The organism is Pseudomonas sp. AC193, from assembly GCF_979258075.1.
This window is the reverse complement of the sequence record NZ_OZ409832.1, coordinates 4850219-4870440: the sequence shown is the minus strand read 5'-3', so window position 1 is coordinate 4870440 and position 20222 is coordinate 4850219. Positions and strand designations below refer to the sequence as shown.

Here is a 20222-nt window from a genome sequence, read left to right as displayed (position 1 = left end):
CTGTTGAAATGTGATGCTGTCAAAAAAACCCTCACCCTAGCCCTCTCCCAGAGGGAGAGGGGACTGACCGAGGTGTCTGTTCGACGTACGCCGACTTGCAATATCGAGTCGAACTCAAAATCTGGAAGGCCCCCAATCTGCTCCCTTTCCCCCTCTCCCTCTGGGAGAGGGCTGGGGTGAGGGTGCTTTTGCTTTTGATCAGTGAGTCAGAGGCTAAACCGCCCAACCATGTTGTTCAGATCCAGCGCCAGCCGCGACAGCTCATTACTCGCCGCGCTCGTCTGATTGGCCCCGGTCGCTGATTGCACCGACAAATCCCGAATGTTCACCAGGTTACGATCCACCTCGCGCGCCACCTGCGCCTGCTCTTCCGCCGCGCTGGCGATCACCAGATTGCGCTCGTTAATTTCAACAATGGCAGTGTTGATCGTGTCCAGCGACATCCCCGCGCCGCGAGCAATGTTCAACGTCGACTCCGCGCGTTCGGTGCTGTTGCGCATCGAATCCACCGCGTGTTCGGTGCCGCTCTGAATGCTGCCGATCATCCGCTCGATTTCACTGGTCGACTGCTGCGTGCGATGCGCCAAGGCGCGCACTTCATCGGCCACCACCGCAAACCCACGACCGGCTTCACCAGCACGCGCCGCTTCAATCGCCGCGTTCAGCGCCAGCAGGTTGGTCTGATCCGCCAGACCACGAATCACATCCAGCACCTTGCCGATGTCTCGGGATTCATTGGCCAGATCACCGATCAACGACGCTGTGCTCTGCACATCGGCGCTCATGCGTTCGATGGCGCTGACGGTTTCCTGCACCAGATCACGGCCATCGCCGGCCGAGGTCGTGGCGTTCTTCGAGGCTTCCGAGGTGCTCACCGCGTTGCGCGCAACTTCTTCCACGGCGCTGGTCATTTCGTTGACCGCGGTGGCCGCTTGTTCGATTTCGTTGTTCTGCTGAACCAGGCCGCGTGCGCTTTCGTCGGTGACGCTGTTGAGTTCTTCCGCTGCCGACGCCAGTTGCGTGGCCGACCCGGAAATCCGCTGCAAAGTGTCGCGCAGCTTCGATTGCATCTTCGCCATCGCTGCCAGCAAGCGCCCGGCTTCGTCGCTGCCATCGACCTGAATCGGCTGCGTCAGGTTGCCTTCAGCGATGGTTTCCGCCGCTTCCAGTGCCTTGGCGATTGGCTTGGTAATGCTGGCGGTCAGCAACCAGGCGAACAACAACGTCAGCCCAGTCGCAATCACCAGCAGGGTGACCACCAGGTCGAACGCCGAAGAATATTGATCCGCCGCTTGCTGATTGGTGTCGACGGTTTGCCGGGTATTGATCTCCAGCAAACGGTTGAGCACGGTGTTGACCGCTTCGGAGTTGGTCAGCAAGTCGGTGTTGAGCAGGTTGCGCAGTTCATCCACCTGATTGTTGCGCGACAGGGTTCTCATCCGGTCTTCGATCTGGCGGTACTGGCTCAGCAACTGCACATATTGATCGTACGCCGCACGTTCGTCGGGGCTGCTGATAAACGGCTCGTAATCGCTCTGCGCCTTGCGGATCTGCTGGTTGCGCATGTCCAGCAAGTCCATGGTTTTCTGTTGCACGTCCGGTTCGCGATTGACCAGCAAACGGTACGACAACACGCGCAGGCGCAGGGTCAGTTGGGTGAATTCGTCGAGGCTCTTGATGCTCGGCACGCTGCTGTTGGTGATGTCTTCGGTGGCGCCGCGAATTTTGCTCATCTGATTGAGCGCGAATACGCCGAGGATCAACATCAATGCGCCAATCAGGGCGAAACCGGTGAACGCCCGTGGGGCGATGTTCATATTGCGAAGGGACATGGAGGGTACCGAGAAGGGCCGCATCCATGCGGGCTAAAACTGCTGAATGGATGACTTATCGGTCATACGACTAAAGTCTTGAGGGGCTGCGCGTATTTGTCGCCGAGGGCGCTCGGCGACGAAGTGCAGGAACAAGATCGGCAAATCACAGTCTGTAAAGCTCGCGGGAACGCTCGCCCGCCAGGAAAATCAAGGCCTTGCGCCGGTTTAACCCTGGCATCCGTGGTGACTTTTCTTTATCGTACGCGCCCTTTGAAAATGCCTGGAAGATCAAAATGTTGGAAGCATCCCTCAGCCAATTGGAACAGCTCGTCAGCGACCTGGTGCAGCAGAACCAGACCCTCGCGCAAACCAATCAGAACCTGTCCACCGAACTGGCTCAGGCCAAGGATGAAAACGAAAGCCTGCAACTGAGCCTGATGGAACAGGAAGAAAAGCACGGCACCACCGCCGCCCGCATTCAGGCGCTGGTTGATCGCGTCAACGCCGGTCCCGTCAGCGCATGAACCACGGCACAGCAGGGGTAAAAGTCATCTCCATTCTCGGGGAGGACTATTCGATCAAGGCACCGGCCGGGGAAGAACAGACCCTGCTGGACGCAGCATTGATGCTTAAAGCCGCTTTGGCCGACACCAAACGCAAATACCCGACGCTGATCGGTGACCGCTTGCTGGTGCTGGCCGCGATGAATCTGTGCTCGCAGCAGATCGACATGAAGAAGCAGCATCAGGAAGAACTCGACCGTTACCAAGAGCAAGTCAGCGCCACGGTCGACACCATCGCCAAGACCATCAATCAGGGTTGACGGCGTTGCGCACAACCAAAGAATAGATTGTCGATCGGGTTGTATACAATCGGCACGGCTGTTGCATTGCTTCCGCCACTTATTCTTTGGGGGTGCTCCATGCAGTTGTGGCGACGCAGTATCCAATGGCAACTGATCCTCAGCATGGGCACCGCTCTGCTGGTCAGTATCCTGATCGTGGTTGGCATTTATACCCTGGTGGTCAACCGTCTCGCCCAGAGCTATCTGGTCGAACAAGCCTTGCCGTCGAGCATCGAAGCGACGCGCAACGACATCGAACGCATCCTCGTTCAGCCCCTCACCGCTGCCAAAGACATCGCCAGCAACACCATGGTGCGTGACTGGTTGGCGTCTGGCGAAGACAGCAGCAAAACGGCGGGCTTCGCGCAGTATCTGGAAGGCATCCGCGCCGAACACAAGGCTTTTACGGCTTTGATCATCGGCACCGAATCCAATCATTACATCACCGAAAAAGGCCTGGATCGCACCCTCAGTCGAACCAAGCCGGCCGATGCCTGGTTCTATTCCTTCCTCGACAGCAACCAGTCGCGCACCCTCAATATCGACAACGATGGCGCCACTGGAGAATTGGCGCTGTTTATCGATTTGAAGGTCGAGCAGGCCGGCAAAGTGGTCGGTGTGGCCGGTCTCGGGCTGAGCATGAAAGAGCTGTCGGAGCTGATTCACAACTTCAGCTTCGGCGAGCGCGGCAAGGTCTATCTCGTGCGTTCCGACGGTTTGATTCAGGTGCATCCTGAAGCGCAGTTCAGTGGCAAACGCACGCTTACGGAGCAGATTGGTGCTGCGGCGGCGCAAGCGGTCATGGGTCAAAAAATTGCCACGAACAGTCGCTTCCAGCGTGATGGCGAAGACTATCTGGCCTTCAGCCTGCCGTTGCGCGATCTGGGCTGGACGCTGGTGGCCGAAGTGCCGCAATCGCAAATCTACGCCGAAGCGCGCAAAGCGATGTGGATGAGTGGCGGCATCGGTCTGGCTGTAGCGCTGGTGTGCCTGGCCTTGGTGGTGTGGCTGGCGCGCGGGCTGGTGCGACCGATTCGTCAGGTAACAGCGGCGTTGGTAGCAATCGGTAGCGGCGGGGGAGATTTGACCCATCGGTTAGATTCCAGCCGTGCTGATGAGCTGGGTGATCTGGCGCGCGGCTTCAACCGCTTCCTCGACAGTCAGCGCGGCATGATCGCGGAAGTGCTGACCACCAGCGAGCGTCTGCGCACGGCGGTGGGGCAGGTGGCGAAAGTGGTCGAAAACACTGCCGAGCGCTCCGGCCGGCAGCAGGAAATGACTGACATGGTTGCCACCGCGGTTCACGAAATGGGCCTGACGGTTCAGGAGATTGCGCAAAACGCCGGCAACGCGGCGCTCGCATCGCAGACTGCGCGGGATGAAGCGATGCAGGCGCGGGAAGATGTTGGCGGGTCGATCCGGCATATCGAAAGCATGTCGGACGAAATTGGCCTGGCGGCGGGCGCAGTGGGTGAACTGGCGCATCAAGTGGCATCGATTGACTCGGTGTTGGCGGTGATTCGCGGGGTGTCTGAGCAGACGAATTTGCTGGCGCTGAACGCGGCGATTGAAGCGGCGCGTGCCGGGGATATGGGGCGGGGGTTTGCCGTTGTTGCTGATGAAGTGCGCACGTTGGCGCGGCGGACTCAGGCGTCTACCGATGAGATTCAACAGATGATCGGCAGCCTCAAGCAGGGTGCGGAAAACGCTGTGTCGTCCATGCGTACCGGGCAAGCGGCGACGGGTACCGGGGTTGAGTCGAGTCAGCGTACGGGCGCTTCTTTGACCGCGATTACCGGGCAGGTCGAGCGCATCAGCGACATGAACCATCAGGTGGCGACGGCGACCGAGGAGCAGTCGGCGGTGACGGAGGAGATCAACCGTAACGTGCAGGGGATTTCTGATCTGGCGCGGGCGACGGCGGGGGAGGTTCGGGCGTGTCGTGAGGATTGTCAGATGCTGCAGAAACTGGCGGATGATTTGGCGCGGCAGATGGGTGGGTTCAGGTTGAGCTGAGTCCATCCGCTCCAGATGGTGAGGACGCGCTCTAAGGGCGCGTCGTCGCTTGTTTCAGTTTCGTTTCAGAAAAGCAGAATTTCTCGCGCAAAAAAGTCTATTCCACCAATTTTCGCGATAAAAAATACGTGTTTTTCGCTGACGGTCCACACCTTTTGGTCTGCGTGAAAAGTGTCGCCGGCGGCCAAAGCCCTGAACATATCGTCGCTGTTGAAATCCTTCGTACTTGCGTAGATTTTGGTCGGCGTGATTACCATCGCCTGGTAAAGGTTGTCACCTTTTTTGATATAGCGTTTTTCGGTAACCCGCGAAGCACCGGGATCCTTCACGGCGTCGTAGACCCTCGCGGACAGATAAAACTGATCCTCATTGAGGAAGACGTAAGGGTCTATAACCCTCGGGGCTGAATCGTCATTCTGGCCAGCACCGCCATACACCACTGCCCGCCACGAGCCGGAACCGACGTTTTCGTATTCCTTGTAAGCAACTTTGTTCACTGTTTCATATCGGTCATCAACTGAAATGACTTCGAACATGCGCTGCGCAGTCGTTTCGATTTCTGGCGTAGGAATATTGGGTGAGGCGAAAACGGTGATCAGCGATTTCTGGTCGGAAACACGGTGGTGGTTTTTGTTGATGACACTGGTCAACGTTGAGTCTGGATTGGTCCGAAACTGTACCGGTTCGTGAAGGGGACTGTGAGATAGAGGCCAGGGCGCAATATTCGCTCGTTACCAGTCCGGAAAGTTTGATGCTGTGGTTTGCCACTCGGCTATTCATAGCGTTTGCTCGTTTTGAGGGTAAGAAGTGGACGTTAAGGTCCGAACTTGCCGGGCAAACTGCAAACTACATGTCGGCGAAACCAGCCTATCGTGGTGGGCTTGTTTCCACACCTGTCAGAGATGACAGGTGTGGAAACGGCCTGAATGTGCTTTTGAAATGGATAAAATCGCTCGAATCGGAGCTGTGCGTTCTGCCCTCAGGCGGAATAGCCCCTCACCCTAGCCCTCTCCCGGAGGGAGAGGGGACTGACCGAGTGGTTTTGCGTCATGCGCCGACCTGAAAGACCGAGTCGAATATGGATTCGGCAAGGCAATTTCAGGTCGATGTACGTCTTAAATATCCCCCTTTCGGCCCCCTCTCCCTGCGGGAGAGGGCTGGGGTGAGGGTAAGTTTTTAAAACCACGCATCCTGCATCGCCAGGCACGTATCATCCCGCGCCTCCAGCAACGCCAATTCATGGTGGCAACCCGGCACTTCCCACGTCAGAAAATACCGCGCCGCCTGCAACTTGCCTTTATAGAAGTCAGCATCCGCCACATTGCCCTTGGCCAAGCCTTCCTCCGCACGAATCGCCTGTTCCAGCCAGCGCCAGCCAATTACCGCGTGCCCAAATACCTTCAGGTACAGCGCCGAGTTCGCCAGGCTGCTGTTGACCTTGCCCTGCGCCAGATCCGTCAGCAAACCAATGGTCACGGTTTGCAGGCGTGCCACCAGTTTTTCCAGTGGCTCACGCAGTGCTGTCAGCGAATCGTGCGCAGTCGAGCGTTCGGCCGTATTGGCAATCAGGCGAATCAGCTGCTTCAGCCCCGCGCCGCCGTTCTGCGCCAATTTACGCCCGAGCAAGTCCAGTGACTGGATACCGTGGGTGCCCTCGTGAATCGGGTTCAAGCGGTTATCGCGGTAATACTGCTCAACCGGATATTCGCGGGTGTAACCGTGACCGCCAAGAATCTGTATCGCCAGTTCGTTGGCTTTCAGGCAGAACTCCGATGGCCAGGATTTGACGATTGGCGTTAGCAAATCCAGCAATTCCTGCGCTTGTTTACGCTCTGTTTCGCTTTCAAGCGTCGTGGTGTCATCGAACAGGCGAGCGGCGTACAAGCCGAGGTCAAATGCCCCTTCGACATAGGATTTTTGCGTCAGCAGCATGCGTCTTACATCAGCATGCTGAATGATCGCCACGGGCGCGGTAGTCGGATCCTTGCTGTCCGGCACTCGACCTTGCGGACGTTCGCGGGCGTACTCCAGCGAGTACAGATAACCGGCGTAGCCGAGCATCACTGCGCCCATGCCGACGCCGATCCGCGCCTCGTTCATCATCTGGAACATGTAGCTCAAACCGCGATGCGGCTCGCCGACCAGATAGCCGACACACTCGCCGTTATCGCCGAAGTTCAGTGCGGTGGAGGTGGTGCCCCGCCAGCCCATCTTGTGGAACAGCCCGGCCAGCAGCACGTCGTTGCGTGGGCCGAGGCTGCCGTCATCGTTGACCAGAAACTTCGGCACGATGAACAGCGAGATACCTTTCACCCCCGGTGGCGCGTCCGGCAGCTTGGCCAGAACCATGTGCACGATGTTTTCCGAGAGCGGGTGATCGCCGCCGGAAATGAAGATTTTGTTACCCTTGAGGCGATAGGTGCCGTCAGACGCCGGCTCGGCGCGTGTACGAATATCCGACAGGGATGAGCCGGCATGCGGTTCGGTCAAAGCCATAGTGCCGAAGAAGCGGCCGTCGATCATCGGTTGCAGGAAGCGCTGCTTTTGCTCTTCGGTGCCGAAGCTTTCGATCAGGTTCGCCGCGCCCATGGTCAGGAACGGGTACGAGGTCGAAGCGGCGTTGGCTGATTGGAAATGCGCGAAGCAGGCTTGCGACAGCAATGTAGGAAGTTGCATGCCGCCGGCGTCGAAACTTCTCGCCGCGTTGAGGAATCCGGCCTCGAGGAACGCATCCACCGCCGGTTTCACTTCGGGAATCAGAATCGCCTGACCGTCTTCATAGCGCGGCTCGTTCTCGTCGCCCTTGCGATTGTGTGGGGCGAAATATTTTTCGGCGATGTTGCGCGCGGTGCCTATGGCAGCGTCGAAGGTCTCGCGGTTGTGTTCGGCAAAGCGCTCACGCCGGGTCAGGCCCTCGGCATCGAGGACTTCATACAGCTCGAAAGCCAGATTGCGGGAACTGAGCAGCGTCTCGGACATAGCGGCCTACCTGAAATTGGGGTTGGGCCGAGTCTAGGCTTGCTGATAAAGGCTGAACAGGATGATTGACGGGCGTGATACAGAAGCAAAAGATCGCAGCCTTCTGTAGGAGCTGCCGAAGGCTGCGATCTTTTGATCTTTTGATCTTTTGATCTTTTGATCTTTTGTAGGAGTGAGCCTGCTCGCGATAGCGGTGTGTCAGTCAAACAAATGTGTCTGATAGATAGCTATCGCGAGCAGGCTCACTCCTACAGGGGATTTCATTCCAGGCGACCATTGCGGTCGCCTGGAGTTACAGCGGTTTAGCCGATCGTCATCAAGCTGGCATTACCACCAGCCGCCGCAGTGTTAACGCTCAACGCGCGCTCGATCACCAGACGCTCCAGGGCAATGTTGGTCTCGCCCTGGGACAAGCCCTGAACCCCAACAATCGCGCCGGCACGCTTGGCAATCTGCTGGCAAACGCCGCGCAACTGGTCGGAATGGCCGTGATGCAGAACCGCATCAAACACCACTTCGTCTTTATTCCAGTCAGCTACCAGCTTGATCCGCGCCTGAATCTCCTTCGGCAGGCGTGCGAACAATGCCTTGCTGATGTCGGACTCCGGCCATACCGCCGAACCGCCTACCGCCAGCACCGCCGCCAGTTGCGTCAGCAGATCACCTTCAACCTCGGCCAGGCAAAGAACGTGCTCGCGCGGCAGAATGGCGTAGCTGTTTTTCTCGCCGGTCGGGCCGGCCAGCACACGGGTGATCCCGCTCTGCGATTGCGCCGCGTACTGCACGCACAGGGCGCTCAGGTCGGCGTACTTGTTGCTTTCAGCCCAGGCTTTCAGGGCGTTCAGCGGTTTACTCATGGCGTCGCGTAAACGCACGTCCGGGGCGATAACCGCATCACCGCGAGCGAAGGATTGTTCGATGGCATCGGTAGGACGTGTCGCCAGCAAACGGTACAGGTACAGCGGGCCGCCGGCTTTCGGGCCAGTCCCCGACAGGCCTTCGCCGCCGAATGGCTGCACGCCGACCACGGCACCGACGATGTTGCGGTTAACGTAGACGTTACCGGCGTTGACGTTGTCGATCACCTTGGCGATGGTCTCGTCGATCCGCGTGTGCACGCCCAGCGTCAGGCCATAACCGGAAGCGTTGATCTGGCCGATCAGTTGATCGATCTCTTTACGCTTGTAGCGCACCACGTGCAGCACCGGGCCGAAGATCTCGCGTTGCAGCTCGTCGAAGCTTTCCAGTTCGATCAGGGTCGGCATGACGAAGGTGCCGCGTTTGACCTCTTCGGTGTCGGCAATTGCCACCTGGTAAACATTGCGACCTTTATCGCGCATGCCCTGGATGTGCTTGTCGATGCCAGCCTTGGCTTCGGCGTCGATCACCGGGCCGATGTCCACGGACAGGCGCTCCGGGTTGCCGAGACGGCTTTCCGCCATGGCACCTTTGAGCATTTCGATGACGCGATCGGCGGAATCTTCCTGCAAGCACAGTACCCGCAGCGCCGAGCAACGCTGGCCAGCGCTGTCGAAAGCCGACGACACCACGTCGATCACGACTTGTTCGGTCAGTGCCGAGGAGTCGACGATCATTGCGTTCTGCCCGCCGGTTTCGGCGATCAGCGGAATCGGGCGGCCCTGGCTGTCGAGACGGCCAGCGATGTTGCGTTGCAGCAGACGTGCGACTTCGGTGGAACCGGTGAACATCACGCCTTTGACGCGCTCATCGCCAACCAGACCGGCGCCGACGGTTTCACCGCGACCCGGCAGCAATTGCAGCACGCCTTCCGGGATGCCAGCTTCGAGCAGCAAGCGCACGGCTTGCGCGGCGACCAACGGGGTTTGTTCAGCCGGTTTGGCCAATACCGGGTTACCGGCAGCCAATGCCGCAGCGACTTGGCCGCTGAAGATCGCCAGCGGGAAGTTCCACGGGCTGATGCACACAACCGGGCCCAATGGACGGTGGGCGTCGTTGCTGAAATCGTTGCGCGCTTGCACCGCGTAATAACGCAGGAAGTCGACCGCTTCACGGACTTCGGCGATGGCGTTGGCGAAGGTCTTGCCGGCTTCGCGAGCCAACAGGCCCATCAGCGGCTGGATCTCGCCTTCCATCAAGTCAGCGGCGCGCTCCAGAATCGCCGCACGTTCGGCCGGCGGAGTGGCCTGCCAGATCGGTGCTGCGTTCAGCGCGCATTGAATCGCGTTGTCGACGTCTTCGACGGTGGCTTCCTGAACGTGACCGACCACATCGCGGTGATCCGCCGGGTTCAGCACGGCTGCCGGGGTTTCAGTGCTGGAAGCGCAACCGAGCATCGGCGCAGCTTTCCAGTCGGTGTGGGCAGTGGCGAGCAGGGCGCAGGACAGCGAAGCCAGACGATGTTCGTTGGCCATGTCGATGCCGCTGGAGTTGGCGCGCTCGGCACCGTACAGATCGCGCGGCAGTGGAATGCGCGGGTGCGGCAGGCCGAAACCACCTTCCACGGTCGCCATCTGCTCGATCTGCGCCACTGGATCGGCCACCAGCTCCTGAATCGAAATCGACTGATCGGCAATACGGTTGACGAACGAAGTGTTCGCGCCGTTTTCCAGCAAGCGACGTACGAGGTAGGCGAGCAGGGTCTCGTGAGTACCGACCGGCGCGTACACGCGGCACGGACGGTTCAGCTTGCCTTCGGAAACTTTGCCTACAACTTGTTCGTAAAGCGGTTCGCCCATGCCGTGCAGGCACTGGAATTCGTACTGGCCGGGGTAATAGTTCTGACCGGCAATGTGGTAAATCGCCGACAGGGTATGGGCGTTGTGCGTGGCGAACTGCGGGTAGATGACTTCCGGCACCGACAGCAGTTTGCGCGCGCAAGCGATGTAGGAAACGTCGGTGTACACCTTGCGGGTGTAGACCGGATAGCCTTCCAGGCCTTCGACCTGGGCGCGTTTGATTTCGCTGTCCCAGTACGCGCCTTTCACTAGGCGGATCATCAGGCGATGACGGCTGCGGCGAGCCAGATCGATCACGTAGTCGATCACATACGGGCAACGCTTCTGATAAGCCTGGATGACGAAACCGATACCGTTCCAGCCAGTCAGTTGCGGCTCGAAGCACAGGCGCTCTAGCAGATCCAGCGACAGTTCGAGACGGTCGGCTTCTTCGGCGTCGATGTTCAGGCCGATGTCGTATTGCTTGGCCAGCAGGGTCAGCGACAGCAGGCGCGGGTACAACTCGTCCATCACACGCTCGTATTGCGCGCGGCTGTAACGCGGGTGCAATGCCGACAGCTTGATGGAGATGCCCGGGCCTTCATAAATCCCACGACCGTGGGACGCTTTGCCGATCGAGTGAATGGCTTGTTCGTACGACGCCAAGTACTTCTGCGCGTCGTGTTCGGTCAGCGCCGCTTCACCGAGCATGTCGTAGGAATAACGGAAGCCCTTGGCTTCGAACTTGCTCGCATTGGCCAGCGCTTCGGCGATGGTTTCGCCGGTGACGAACTGCTCGCCCATCAGGCGCATGGCCATGTCGACGCCCTTGCGGATCATCGGTTCGCCGCTTTTGCCGATGATGCGGCTCAGCGACGAGGTCAGGCCGGCTTCGTTGTGCGTCGAGACCAGTTTGCCGGTCAGCAGCAGACCCCAGGTGGCGGCGTTGACGAACAGCGACGGGCTGTTGCCCAAGTGCGGGTGCCAGTTGCCGGTGCTGATCTTGTCGCGGATCAGCGCATCACGAGTGCCCTTGTCCGGGATACGCAGCAGCGCTTCGGCCAGGCACATCAGTGCCACGCCTTCCTGGGACGACAAGGAAAATTCCTGCAGCAGACCCTGAACAATGCCTGCACGACCGCCGGCACTTTTCTGGTTACGCAGCTTTTCCGCGATGGAGGCGGCGAGTTTGTTGGTGGCTTCAGCCATGGCGACCGGCAGGCGAGCCTGTTCGATCAGCATCGGCACGACTTCCGGCTCAGGGCGACGGTAAGCGGCAGTGATCGAAGCGCGCAGAACGGACTGCGGCAGGATGCTTTCAGCGAATTCAAGGAAGCACTGGTGAGCGTGATCGTTATGGACTTCGCCCGCCTCATCGGCGTCCTTGGCGGTCAAACCGTTCAGCTCGGTCAGGGTTGCACCACCCTCGAGTTTCTCCAGGTAATTGAAAATTGCCTGCTTGATCAGCCAGTGCGGTGTGCGATCAATCGAGGTCGCGGCAGCCTTCAGGCGCTCGCGGGTCGGGTCATCGAGTTTGACCCCAAGGGTGGTGGTAGCCATATTTTTATCCTCATGGTTGCCACAGTTGCGTGGCATCAGCTGGCCGCAAGATTAGCCGTGCGCCGAAAGAGGTGCAACCGGGTGCAACCCTTTTTTTGCCGGAATAATAAGCAGCTCGTCAGGAATTATTTTCTGGTACGAAAGTACTGCTCCTGCTTGGTGCTTTTGCTTCTAGCAAATGGCCATGACTGCCACAAAAGGGAGCAAAAACGCGGTGATTGTCGATAAAACCGACTAGGTGCAACTTATTCTCACGAAACTGGTTGCACCTCTTTTGCTTTGTTGCATAGGATTCGCGCCCAAGGTGCAACCGGGAAAATAACCCGGTGTATCGGCTGATGGCTTTCCTGGGGAAACATCAGTCCTAAATGCGCGGGATCCCGAATCGTCTGCCAAACGTCGTCGTTTGCGCGCGGTTCATCACCGCCGCTACATAAAAACAAAGCCAGGGCGTAACTTAATGAGCGTTAGCAATCCAACCTTGATCACGTTCGTGATCTACATCGCAGCAATGGTGCTGATCGGCTTGATGGCCTATCGCTCCACCAACAACCTTTCTGACTATATTCTGGGCGGCCGCAGCTTGGGCAGCGTCGTCACCGCGCTATCCGCCGGTGCGTCCGACATGAGTGGCTGGTTGTTGATGGGCCTGCCAGGCGCCATCTACATGTCCGGTTTGTCCGAAAGCTGGATCGCCATCGGCCTGATCGTCGGTGCTTACCTGAACTGGCTGTTCGTTGCCGGCCGTCTGCGTGTGCAGACCGAGCACAACGGCGACGCCCTGACCCTGCCAGACTACTTCGCCAGCCGTTTCGAAGACAAAAGCGGTCTGCTGCGCATTATCTCGGCGATCGTGATTCTGGTGTTCTTCACCATCTATTGCGCTTCCGGCATCGTTGCCGGCGCCCGTCTGTTCGAAAGCACCTTCGGCATGTCTTATGAAACGGCGCTGTGGGCCGGTGCTGCGGCGACAATTGCCTACACCTTTATCGGTGGTTTCCTCGCGGTAAGCTGGACTGACACGGTTCAGGCGACCCTGATGATTTTCGCGCTGATCCTCACGCCGATCACCGTGCTGCTGGCCACCGGCGGCGTCGACACCACGTTCCTGGCCATCGAAGCGCAAGATCCAAGCAACTTCGACATGCTCAAAGGCACCACTTTCATCGGCATCATCTCGCTGATGGGCTGGGGTCTGGGCTACTTCGGTCAGCCGCACATCCTCGCGCGTTTCATGGCGGCGGACTCGGTGAAATCGATCGCCAAGGCGCGTCGCATTTCCATGACCTGGATGATCCTGTGCCTGGGCGGCACCGTGGCCGTCGGCTTCTTCGGTATCGCGTACTTCTCGGCGCATCCGGAACTGGCCGGCGCCGTGACCGAGAACCCTGAGCGGGTGTTCATTGAACTGGCGAAAATCCTCTTCAACCCATGGGTTGCCGGTGTCCTGCTGTCGGCCATTCTGGCTGCGGTGATGAGCACCCTGAGCTGCCAGTTGCTGGTGTGCTCGAGCGCCCTGACCGAAGACTTCTACAAAACCTTCCTGCGTAAATCGGCCTCGCAACTGGAGCTGGTCTGGGTCGGTCGCGCCATGGTGCTGTTGGTTGCACTGATCGCCATCGCACTGGCGGCCAACCCGGAAAACCGCGTACTGGGCCTGGTGTCCTACGCTTGGGCCGGTTTCGGTGCTGCGTTGGTCCGGTTGTGCTGATCTCGGTGATCTGGAAAGACATGACCCGCAACGGCGCACTGGCCGGTATCGTGGTTGGTGCCGTCACCGTGGTGGTTTGGAAGCATTTCGAACTGCTGGGTCTGTACGAAATCATCCCGGGCTTCATCTTCGCCAGCCTGGCGATCTACTTTGTCAGCAAGGCGGGCGAACCGACTCGCGGCATGGTTGAGCGTTTCGAGGCAGCGGAAAAAGATTTCAATCTGAACAAGTAATGCGCTGAGCTACGGCTCACATGAAAACGGCCCGTTTCCTACAGGAAGCGGGCCGTTTTTTTGTGCCTGTAATTTCTCGGACATTGTGGAGATCCAATGTGGGAGCGGGCTTGCTCGCGAAGGCGGTTTCTCATTCAGCAATGATTCAAGCTGACATACCGCTTTCGCGAGCAAGCCCGCTCCCACATTTGGTTCGTCGATGGGTTTGAGGGATTTGTCTGTAGTCGGTTGCGCCAATTTTCTGTGGGTTTTTCGACAACAGAAGTAGGGCAAATCTGATTTTTCCGTCCCCCACTCAACACCCCTTGCCCCTCATGCAGAATCGCCCGCCCTCACTCTGCAGAGACACATCGGATGTTCGCGCCTGCCAATCAACCGCGTTTCACGTTGACCCTCGAAGGCGCCCAAATTGACCTCAAAGTCCTTGAGTTCACGGGCAAGGAAGCCATCAGCCAACCCTTTCGTTTTGAGCTGGAACTGGTCAGTGAACGACCCGATCTGGATCTCGAAAGCCTGCTGCACTGTCAGGCGTTTCTGAGCTTTGACGCTGACGGTTCCGGCGTTCACGGTCAGATTTATCAGGTCGGGCAGGGCGATTCCGGGAAACGTCTGACGCGCTATCACCTCAGCCTGGTCCCGCGTCTGACGTACCTCGGGCACCGCATCAATCAGCGTATTTTTCAGCATCTCAGCGTTCCGCAAATCGTTGAGCAAATCCTCAAGGATCACTCGATCCTGCGCGATGCCTTCGAATTTCGCCTCGGCAGCGATTACCCGGTGCGTGAGTATTGCGTGCAGTACGGGGAGAGTGATCTGGCGTTCATCCAGCGTCTTTGTGCGGAAGTCGGCATCCATTACCACTTTCAGCACAGTATTGAAGAGCACTTGCTGGTGTTCGGCGACGACCAGACCGTGTTTCCGAAACTTGTCGAGCCGACCTTGTATCTGCCCGGCAGCGGCATGCTCGGTGCGGCGCCGGCGATCAAGCGCTTCAACGTTCGTGTGGAAACCCGTACCAGCGTGGTCACCCGGCGCGACTACAACTTCGTAAAACCGCGTCTGCAACTGGAAAGCCGTATCGACAGTGAGCAGCGCCCGGTGCTGGAGGACTATCACTTTCCCGGCCAATTCAAAGATCGTGAAACCGGCAAGCACCTCGCCCAGCGCGCACTTGAACGGCATGTCGCCGATTACCGCCAGGCCGAGGGCCTTAGCGACGAATCCTCCTTGGTGTGCGGACATTTCCTGCAACTGGCCGACCATCCGCGCCAAGACTGGAATGACCTGTGGTTGCTGACTGCCGTCGAGCACCATGGCCGACAGCCGCAAGTGTTGGAAGAAACGGCGACCAGCGATGGGGAAGGCTTCCAGGGTTACCGTAATACCTTTCTCGCCACCCCGTGGGACGTGTTCTTTCGTCCGGTGCTGGGCCCGGAAAAACCGCGCATGCCCGGTTATCAACCGGCCGTCGTCACGGGCCCGAAAGACATGGAAATCCATTGCGACGAGTACGGTCGGGTCAAGGTGCAACTGGCCTGGGATCGTGATGGTGAGTTGAACGAACATTCCAGTTGCTGGCTGCGCGTTGCCACTGGTTGGGCTCACGACGGTTATGGCAGCGTGCTGATTCCGCGAGTCGGCATGGAAGTGCTGGTCGGTTTCATCGACGCCGATGCCGACAAACCGCTGATCATGGGCTGCCTGCCAAACGCCGCGACGCCAGCACCGCTGGATCTGCCCGCCGACAAAACCCGCAGCATTTTCCGCAGCCAAAGCAGTCCCGGCGGTGGCGGCTACAACGAACTGCGCATCGAGGATCGCAAAGGCGCCGAGGAAATCTACCTGCGCGCCCAGCGCAATTGGACGCAGCACGTGCTGCACGATCAACAAGTGCAAGTGGATAACCAGCGCAGCATCGTCGTCACCGGCCTTGCTCGCCATGAGCTAAAGGCCAATGAGCAGCGCATCACCCACGGTCGGCGCCAGACCGAGGTGAAGCAGGACGATCACCTGACCGTGACCGGTGATCAGCATGTTCGCGTGAGCAGTCAGGCGCTTAACGCCAGTGCGCAAATCCATATCAGCGCTGGTCAGCAAGTGGTCATTGATGGCGGCGCGAGCGCAACGATTCAGGCCGGCGGGCAGTGGATCAACATCGGCCCCGGCGGGATTTTCAGCAGCGTACCGATTATCGTGGGCGGCGCGCCGATGGCGGCGATGAGTGCAGCACCGGTTGTGCCGGGACTGCCGGAGAAACTGGCCGCAGCGTCGGCGGCGATGCTCACGGCGGCGCAAATCATGAGCCTGAAAGGTGATGCGCCATTCTGCGAAGAGTGCGAGCGGTGTAAGGATGGCATCTGCCCGACACCGAGCGGGTTGACCCAATCCCCAAAGTCCTCAGCCCGGCCGGCGCCTTCTAGCGTTGAGCCGGGCTTTCATATCGTTGAGCAGGGAATGTCTCGGTCTGCACTGGAATCGACACTGTTCCCGCAGCCGGATCCGGCCGTGCTGGAGAAATTTCGTAGCCTCAATCCGCAGCTCAGCCAATACGCCAAACCTGGGCAACTGATCGTTCTGAGCGATCCGCGTAATACGCTGTGCACTCGGGAAGAGGCGTTATTGATGGAGGCGGCGCAGAAAGTTGATGCCGTGTTGGCGCCGATGAATGATGCGGAGGCGGAGTTCATGGCGCGGCATCATGGGGAGATTGAATCGTTTTTGTCGCAGGGTTCGACTGGGGTGGGGATCGGTTCGGCGATGTTTGGTAGTCATCTTAAGAAACTCGCCGAGACTTTGGGTGAGTTGGAGGTTTTGCATAAACAGACGTTCGACAAGCATGGCAAGCTGCAGGGGGCGGATTTCTTTGCCACGCGCAAACAGTTGATGACGCAACTTGATAACAGTTTAAGTCCCTTGGTGCGTAAAACAGTCGGTTTGCCCAGTCATCCGAGTCTGAGGAGTGCGCTAGGTATTTCTAGTCGCAGCCTCGTCCATCACTGGAGCAAGGCTGGTACTTCAGCCGGCATTCCTGGATATGCGACGCATATTGATGGCGTCAGCAAGGCTAGCAAGGTTATGAAACTGGGAGGCTGGATTGGAATTGGTTTAGGTGCGGGTGCTGCCGGGTTCAAGATTAAAGATACTTGTCGCGCAGGAACGGAGGAGGCATGCAGGAGGGCCAAGTTCACTGAGGCCGGGAAATTGGGCGGTAATGTTGCCGGTGGATGGGGCGGCGCAATGATAGGTGGCTCCGCTTGCGCAGTCATCGGTATAGGTACTGTCGGGGTCGGTGGAATTGCTTGTGGTCTCGCTTTGACAGGCGTGGGTGCATTGGCCGGGGGCGAGGGTGGTGCTCTATTCGGTGAGTGGGTGGGTGAATTGTTATATGAGGCTGCGCAATGAAAATAGCACTGAATGAAGTTTATGTATGTGTGGTTTTGACATTGGCTGCATTGTTTGTCTTATGCTTGGCTCTGATGTTCTATCTTGCATATTGTCGAATTAAAGAGATGTTGGGCTATTTAAATAATTCTCCTGCTGTAATCGGTAGATCAATGCGTTTGAGTCTTGATCCACTCTCGCGATTGGCACTCCTCGGGCATATCAGCATGATGCTAATCATTCCTCGTCGCTCAATAAGAAAGCAGATCCTGAACGCTCAAGATTACGAACGGTTTCCACGCGGTTTGAAGGCATTAATCAGATTTTGTAACTATTCTATGTGGTTGCTGGCTGCGCTTATGGTGGTTATGTATGTTTTGTATCGCTGACTTTTACACATGACTGATGATGACGAAATTTGGTTTGTCTTGACGTTTGGTGCTTTATTTTTAGGGCTGGGGCTTGTATCTTTTTTTGGTCACGTTTGTTTGTATTTTTTTAAGATGCAGAGAATTCTGGATCTTCTTGGTAGATCCAGTGGAGTTTGGGTCAGTAAGTCTTTTTCATTTTTCGGTGCTTATTTTGTCTCTGATTTGTATAGGTTCTTTCATGCTCTTTCCATCTTTGCCATTAGGGGTGGCGCTTTGGATAAGGACGACTATCTGAATTTTCCCCGTGAATTAATGATGGCTGTTCGTATTTGTTATCTTTCTGCGCTCGGGGGAGGAGGGGCAATGATTGTGCTTTTGGCTGGTTGTAAGTATATGGGTTGGATTGAATGAATTTTTTATTGATTAAATAGAGTTTTTTCTGTTGGTAAGTCTTAATTGAATGGGTTTTGCTATCCATTCGGGGAGTGGGGCTAGCAAGGGGCTGATATTGTCTACGAGATCCAGAAATGAGATCGGATATTGAAATACTGTTCCTGTTAAGTGGTTTGGTATTGATTGCACTTGTTTTTCTGTCGTCATTGATTTTGCTATTTGTCGCTTATTTTTTTGCGCGGGATATCTTTAAGTGTTTGAGCAATTCACCGGCTGTTATTTCTAGAAGGCGCACCTTGGGATGGGAGCCGATTGGCCGATTTCTATTTATTAGTAGTGTGGGCACGCTCATGATCTTCTCGCGTAAATCCATACGAAATGGTGAGCTGGACGCCAAGGATTACGAAGCCTTGCCGGTAGGCTTGCGGCGAATAATTTTATTTTCCAATTGGATGATGTTGGTGTTAAGCACCATTGCAATAATCGGTGCGGTGTTGGGAAGGGTTAATGGTTGGCTGAGTTAACCATTTTTCGATGATCAATCTGTTTTTGCCATTCAGGTTGTTTCTTTACGCTGGTTTGTAACTCAGCCATTTGTTTTTGTAGATAACAGCATTCTTGATATTGTCGAGAGCTGCATAGGCCCTTGAATGAATAAACTGATTCCCCAGCATTGGTTACAGCTTCAGCCGCTAATGGCCGATGAACAACTGTTTGCAGTTCTCAGCAGCACCAGCGATGGCGAGCCGTTCAAGGTCTGGAGCGGGTCAACTACCGCACAAGCGCCAAGTCCGATTTGGGCGGACACTATTTACGCTGAGTGGGATACGGTGATGCCCTTCGTGGGAATTGTCGCTGTGGACAGTGAGTTTCTCGATTGGGTGGCTACTACCGAGTCCCGGGATTGGGGCTGGTTGGCAGTGTCTTCGGCGAGTCCTGAAGTGGTGGTCGAGCATTTTCGCAGTCTGACGCAGGTGCTGATGCCGGACGGGAAGACAGTGTTTTTTCGATTCTGGGATGGACGTTTTCTGTTGCCGATTCTGCAGTCTGATGCAGTGGATTCGGCACAACTGTTGCCCGTAATCTCGCGCGGTTTGATCAATGGTCAGGCCATTGATATCGGTGGCGTGGCGCAGGTTTCTGGACGAGTTTTTCCTTGGTGGAAGGTGCCGGATTCGGTGTTGGTTTCGACGGGTGACGAAGTCCGGGTCAGCAATACTCTGCAGTGGCTGAGCGAGGAACATCCGCCAATTTTCGAAGCGTTTCCCGAGCCGGTTTTGCGTTGCAAGGTCAGGCAGTTTTTTCAGGTTTCGGTGTCGGAAGATTCGTCGCAGTTAGCGTTGTTGGCCTATTTGCGGGACGAAGATAAGTAAGATTTCCGGGCGAAGGTGTCGGACTTTTCCTTCGAGTTGCGGCGGTTTCCATGAACTGGTGGGCGGTGGGTTGCAGGGATAGTCTTTTGGCTGTCACCGCAAATTCGGTGGCAGGGCGTGGAAGCCCTTTTATCGTTAGGCGCAGAAGCACCACCAGGCAGGCATTGTTTGCTCTCTGTTTTTATGGTGGCTGTGCGCGGGGCGCTTTCGAGTGCGCCGGGTGCCTAACGTCCCGGTCTTCCACACCTGCGTACAGCCGCCACCTATTGCGTGGAAGTAAAAGTGGCGGCTCCAGTTCATACGTTAGGAGTCAGTCCATTGAAAAATTTAAAACCCGATCCACCCTACAAAAAAATCACTCCCCATCCCGACAACCGCTTCATGGCCCTGACCAGCAACTGCAGCGATATGCCCACGCTGTTCATCGACACTCATGCGCCGCTCGACATCCTCATGGACGCCGCCAACTACCGCCTCCGCGCCGTCGCCCAAGTGCTGGAAAACATGTGCATGCGCGGCTCGATCGAGTGCGACTCCGTCATCCTCAGCGATTTCGCCATGCTGTGTGCGATTCCGCTACGTGATGGCTGTGATGTGCTGGATGTCATCGGTAAGCGGTTGAGTGCGGGGTCTTAAAATCAAAGCCCCTCACCCTAGCCCTCTCCCAAAGGGAGAGGGGACTGACCGAGTCGGCTGGGTGATGTACGCCGACTTGCGCCTTCAGCGGCGAATTTGGCTTGGCCAAGCCTGGATACGAGTTGTTCTTACAGGGGACTGACCGAGTCGGCCGGGTGAGGTACGCCGATTTGCGACTTCAGTGTTGAACCTGGCTTGGCCAAGCCTGAGTTCGC

At 57.3% G+C, this 20222-nt stretch carries 11 protein-coding genes and 4 pseudogenes; 10 read left to right on the top strand and 5 right to left on the bottom strand.

The genetic code is table 11. The features are described 5' to 3' along the window. Positions 1 to 206: 206 nt before the first annotated feature. Together ACZZ0D_RS21860 and ACZZ0D_RS21855 are read right to left on the bottom strand one after the other, a co-directional pair. A pseudogene (locus ACZZ0D_RS21860) lies at positions 207 to 806 on the bottom strand (methyl-accepting chemotaxis protein); the annotation flags it as partial. Between the two features lie 303 nt (positions 807 to 1109). Further along, positions 1110 to 1766 (bottom strand): annotated as a pseudogene (locus tag ACZZ0D_RS21855) (MCP four helix bundle domain-containing protein); the annotation flags it as partial. Between the two features lie 341 nt (positions 1767 to 2107). On the opposite strand from ACZZ0D_RS21855, the gene ACZZ0D_RS21850 reads away from it, so the two are divergent. From ACZZ0D_RS21850 to ACZZ0D_RS21840, 3 genes are all read left to right on the top strand, one after another. Beyond that, a complete protein-coding gene (locus tag ACZZ0D_RS21850) occupies positions 2108 to 2338 on the top strand; it encodes a hypothetical protein (RefSeq protein WP_159811663.1) in 231 nt (76 codons plus the stop codon). Beyond that, positions 2335 to 2637, top strand: a complete 303-nt coding sequence (locus tag ACZZ0D_RS21845; protein ID WP_053116699.1) for a cell division protein ZapA — start codon at positions 2335 to 2337, stop codon at positions 2635 to 2637. The genes ACZZ0D_RS21850 and ACZZ0D_RS21845 overlap by 4 nt, the downstream gene beginning before the upstream one ends. Before the next feature lie 99 nt (positions 2638 to 2736). Then, complete coding sequence (locus ACZZ0D_RS21840) at positions 2737 to 4674, top strand: methyl-accepting chemotaxis protein (protein ID WP_463554267.1); 1938 nt, start codon at positions 2737 to 2739, stop codon at positions 4672 to 4674. 65 nt (positions 4675 to 4739) lie between these two features. On the opposite strand, the gene ACZZ0D_RS21835 is transcribed toward ACZZ0D_RS21840, so the two are convergent. From ACZZ0D_RS21835 to putA, 3 genes are all read right to left on the bottom strand, one after another. Further along, a complete protein-coding gene (locus ACZZ0D_RS21835; RefSeq protein ID WP_463554266.1) occupies positions 4740 to 5324 on the bottom strand; it encodes a hypothetical protein in 585 nt (194 codons plus the stop codon). Between the two features lie 526 nt (positions 5325 to 5850). Then, on the bottom strand, positions 5851 to 7653 hold the full coding sequence (locus ACZZ0D_RS21830) for an acyl-CoA dehydrogenase (RefSeq protein WP_463554265.1): 1803 nt from the start codon (positions 7651 to 7653) through the stop codon (positions 5851 to 5853). Positions 7654 to 7955: 302 nt separating this feature from the next. After that, a complete protein-coding gene (putA, locus tag ACZZ0D_RS21825) occupies positions 7956 to 11909 on the bottom strand; it encodes a trifunctional transcriptional regulator/proline dehydrogenase/L-glutamate gamma-semialdehyde dehydrogenase (protein ID WP_463554264.1) in 3954 nt (1317 codons plus the stop codon). A 460-nt stretch (positions 11910 to 12369) separates the two neighbouring features. On the opposite strand from putA, the pseudogene putP reads away from it, so the two are divergent. The 7 genes and pseudogenes from putP (at position 12370) to ACZZ0D_RS21790 (ending at position 20007) form a co-directional block, all read left to right on the top strand. Next, positions 12370 to 13853, top strand: a pseudogene (gene putP / locus ACZZ0D_RS21820) (sodium/proline symporter PutP). A gap of 354 nt (positions 13854 to 14207) precedes the next feature. After that, a pseudogene (locus tag ACZZ0D_RS21815) lies at positions 14208 to 16214 on the top strand (type VI secretion system Vgr family protein); the annotation flags it as partial. Between the two features lie 1037 nt (positions 16215 to 17251). Then, on the top strand, positions 17252 to 17623 hold the full coding sequence (locus ACZZ0D_RS21810; RefSeq protein ID WP_463554263.1) for a hypothetical protein: 372 nt from the start codon (positions 17252 to 17254) through the stop codon (positions 17621 to 17623). Positions 17624 to 17632: 9 nt separating this feature from the next. After that, a complete protein-coding gene (locus tag ACZZ0D_RS21805; protein ID WP_463554262.1) occupies positions 17633 to 18016 on the top strand; it encodes a hypothetical protein in 384 nt (127 codons plus the stop codon). Between the two features lie 116 nt (positions 18017 to 18132). Next, positions 18133 to 18522: a hypothetical protein gene (locus ACZZ0D_RS21800; protein WP_463554261.1), complete on the top strand. Its 390-nt coding sequence runs from the start codon at positions 18133 to 18135 to the stop codon at positions 18520 to 18522. 126 nt (positions 18523 to 18648) lie between these two features. Then, complete coding sequence (locus ACZZ0D_RS21795) at positions 18649 to 19371, top strand: DUF4123 domain-containing protein (RefSeq protein ID WP_463554260.1); 723 nt, start codon at positions 18649 to 18651, stop codon at positions 19369 to 19371. Between the two features lie 318 nt (positions 19372 to 19689). Continuing rightward, positions 19690 to 20007, top strand: a complete 318-nt coding sequence (locus ACZZ0D_RS21790) for a hypothetical protein (protein ID WP_463554259.1) — start codon at positions 19690 to 19692, stop codon at positions 20005 to 20007. The last annotated feature ends 215 nt before the right edge of the window (positions 20008 to 20222 follow it).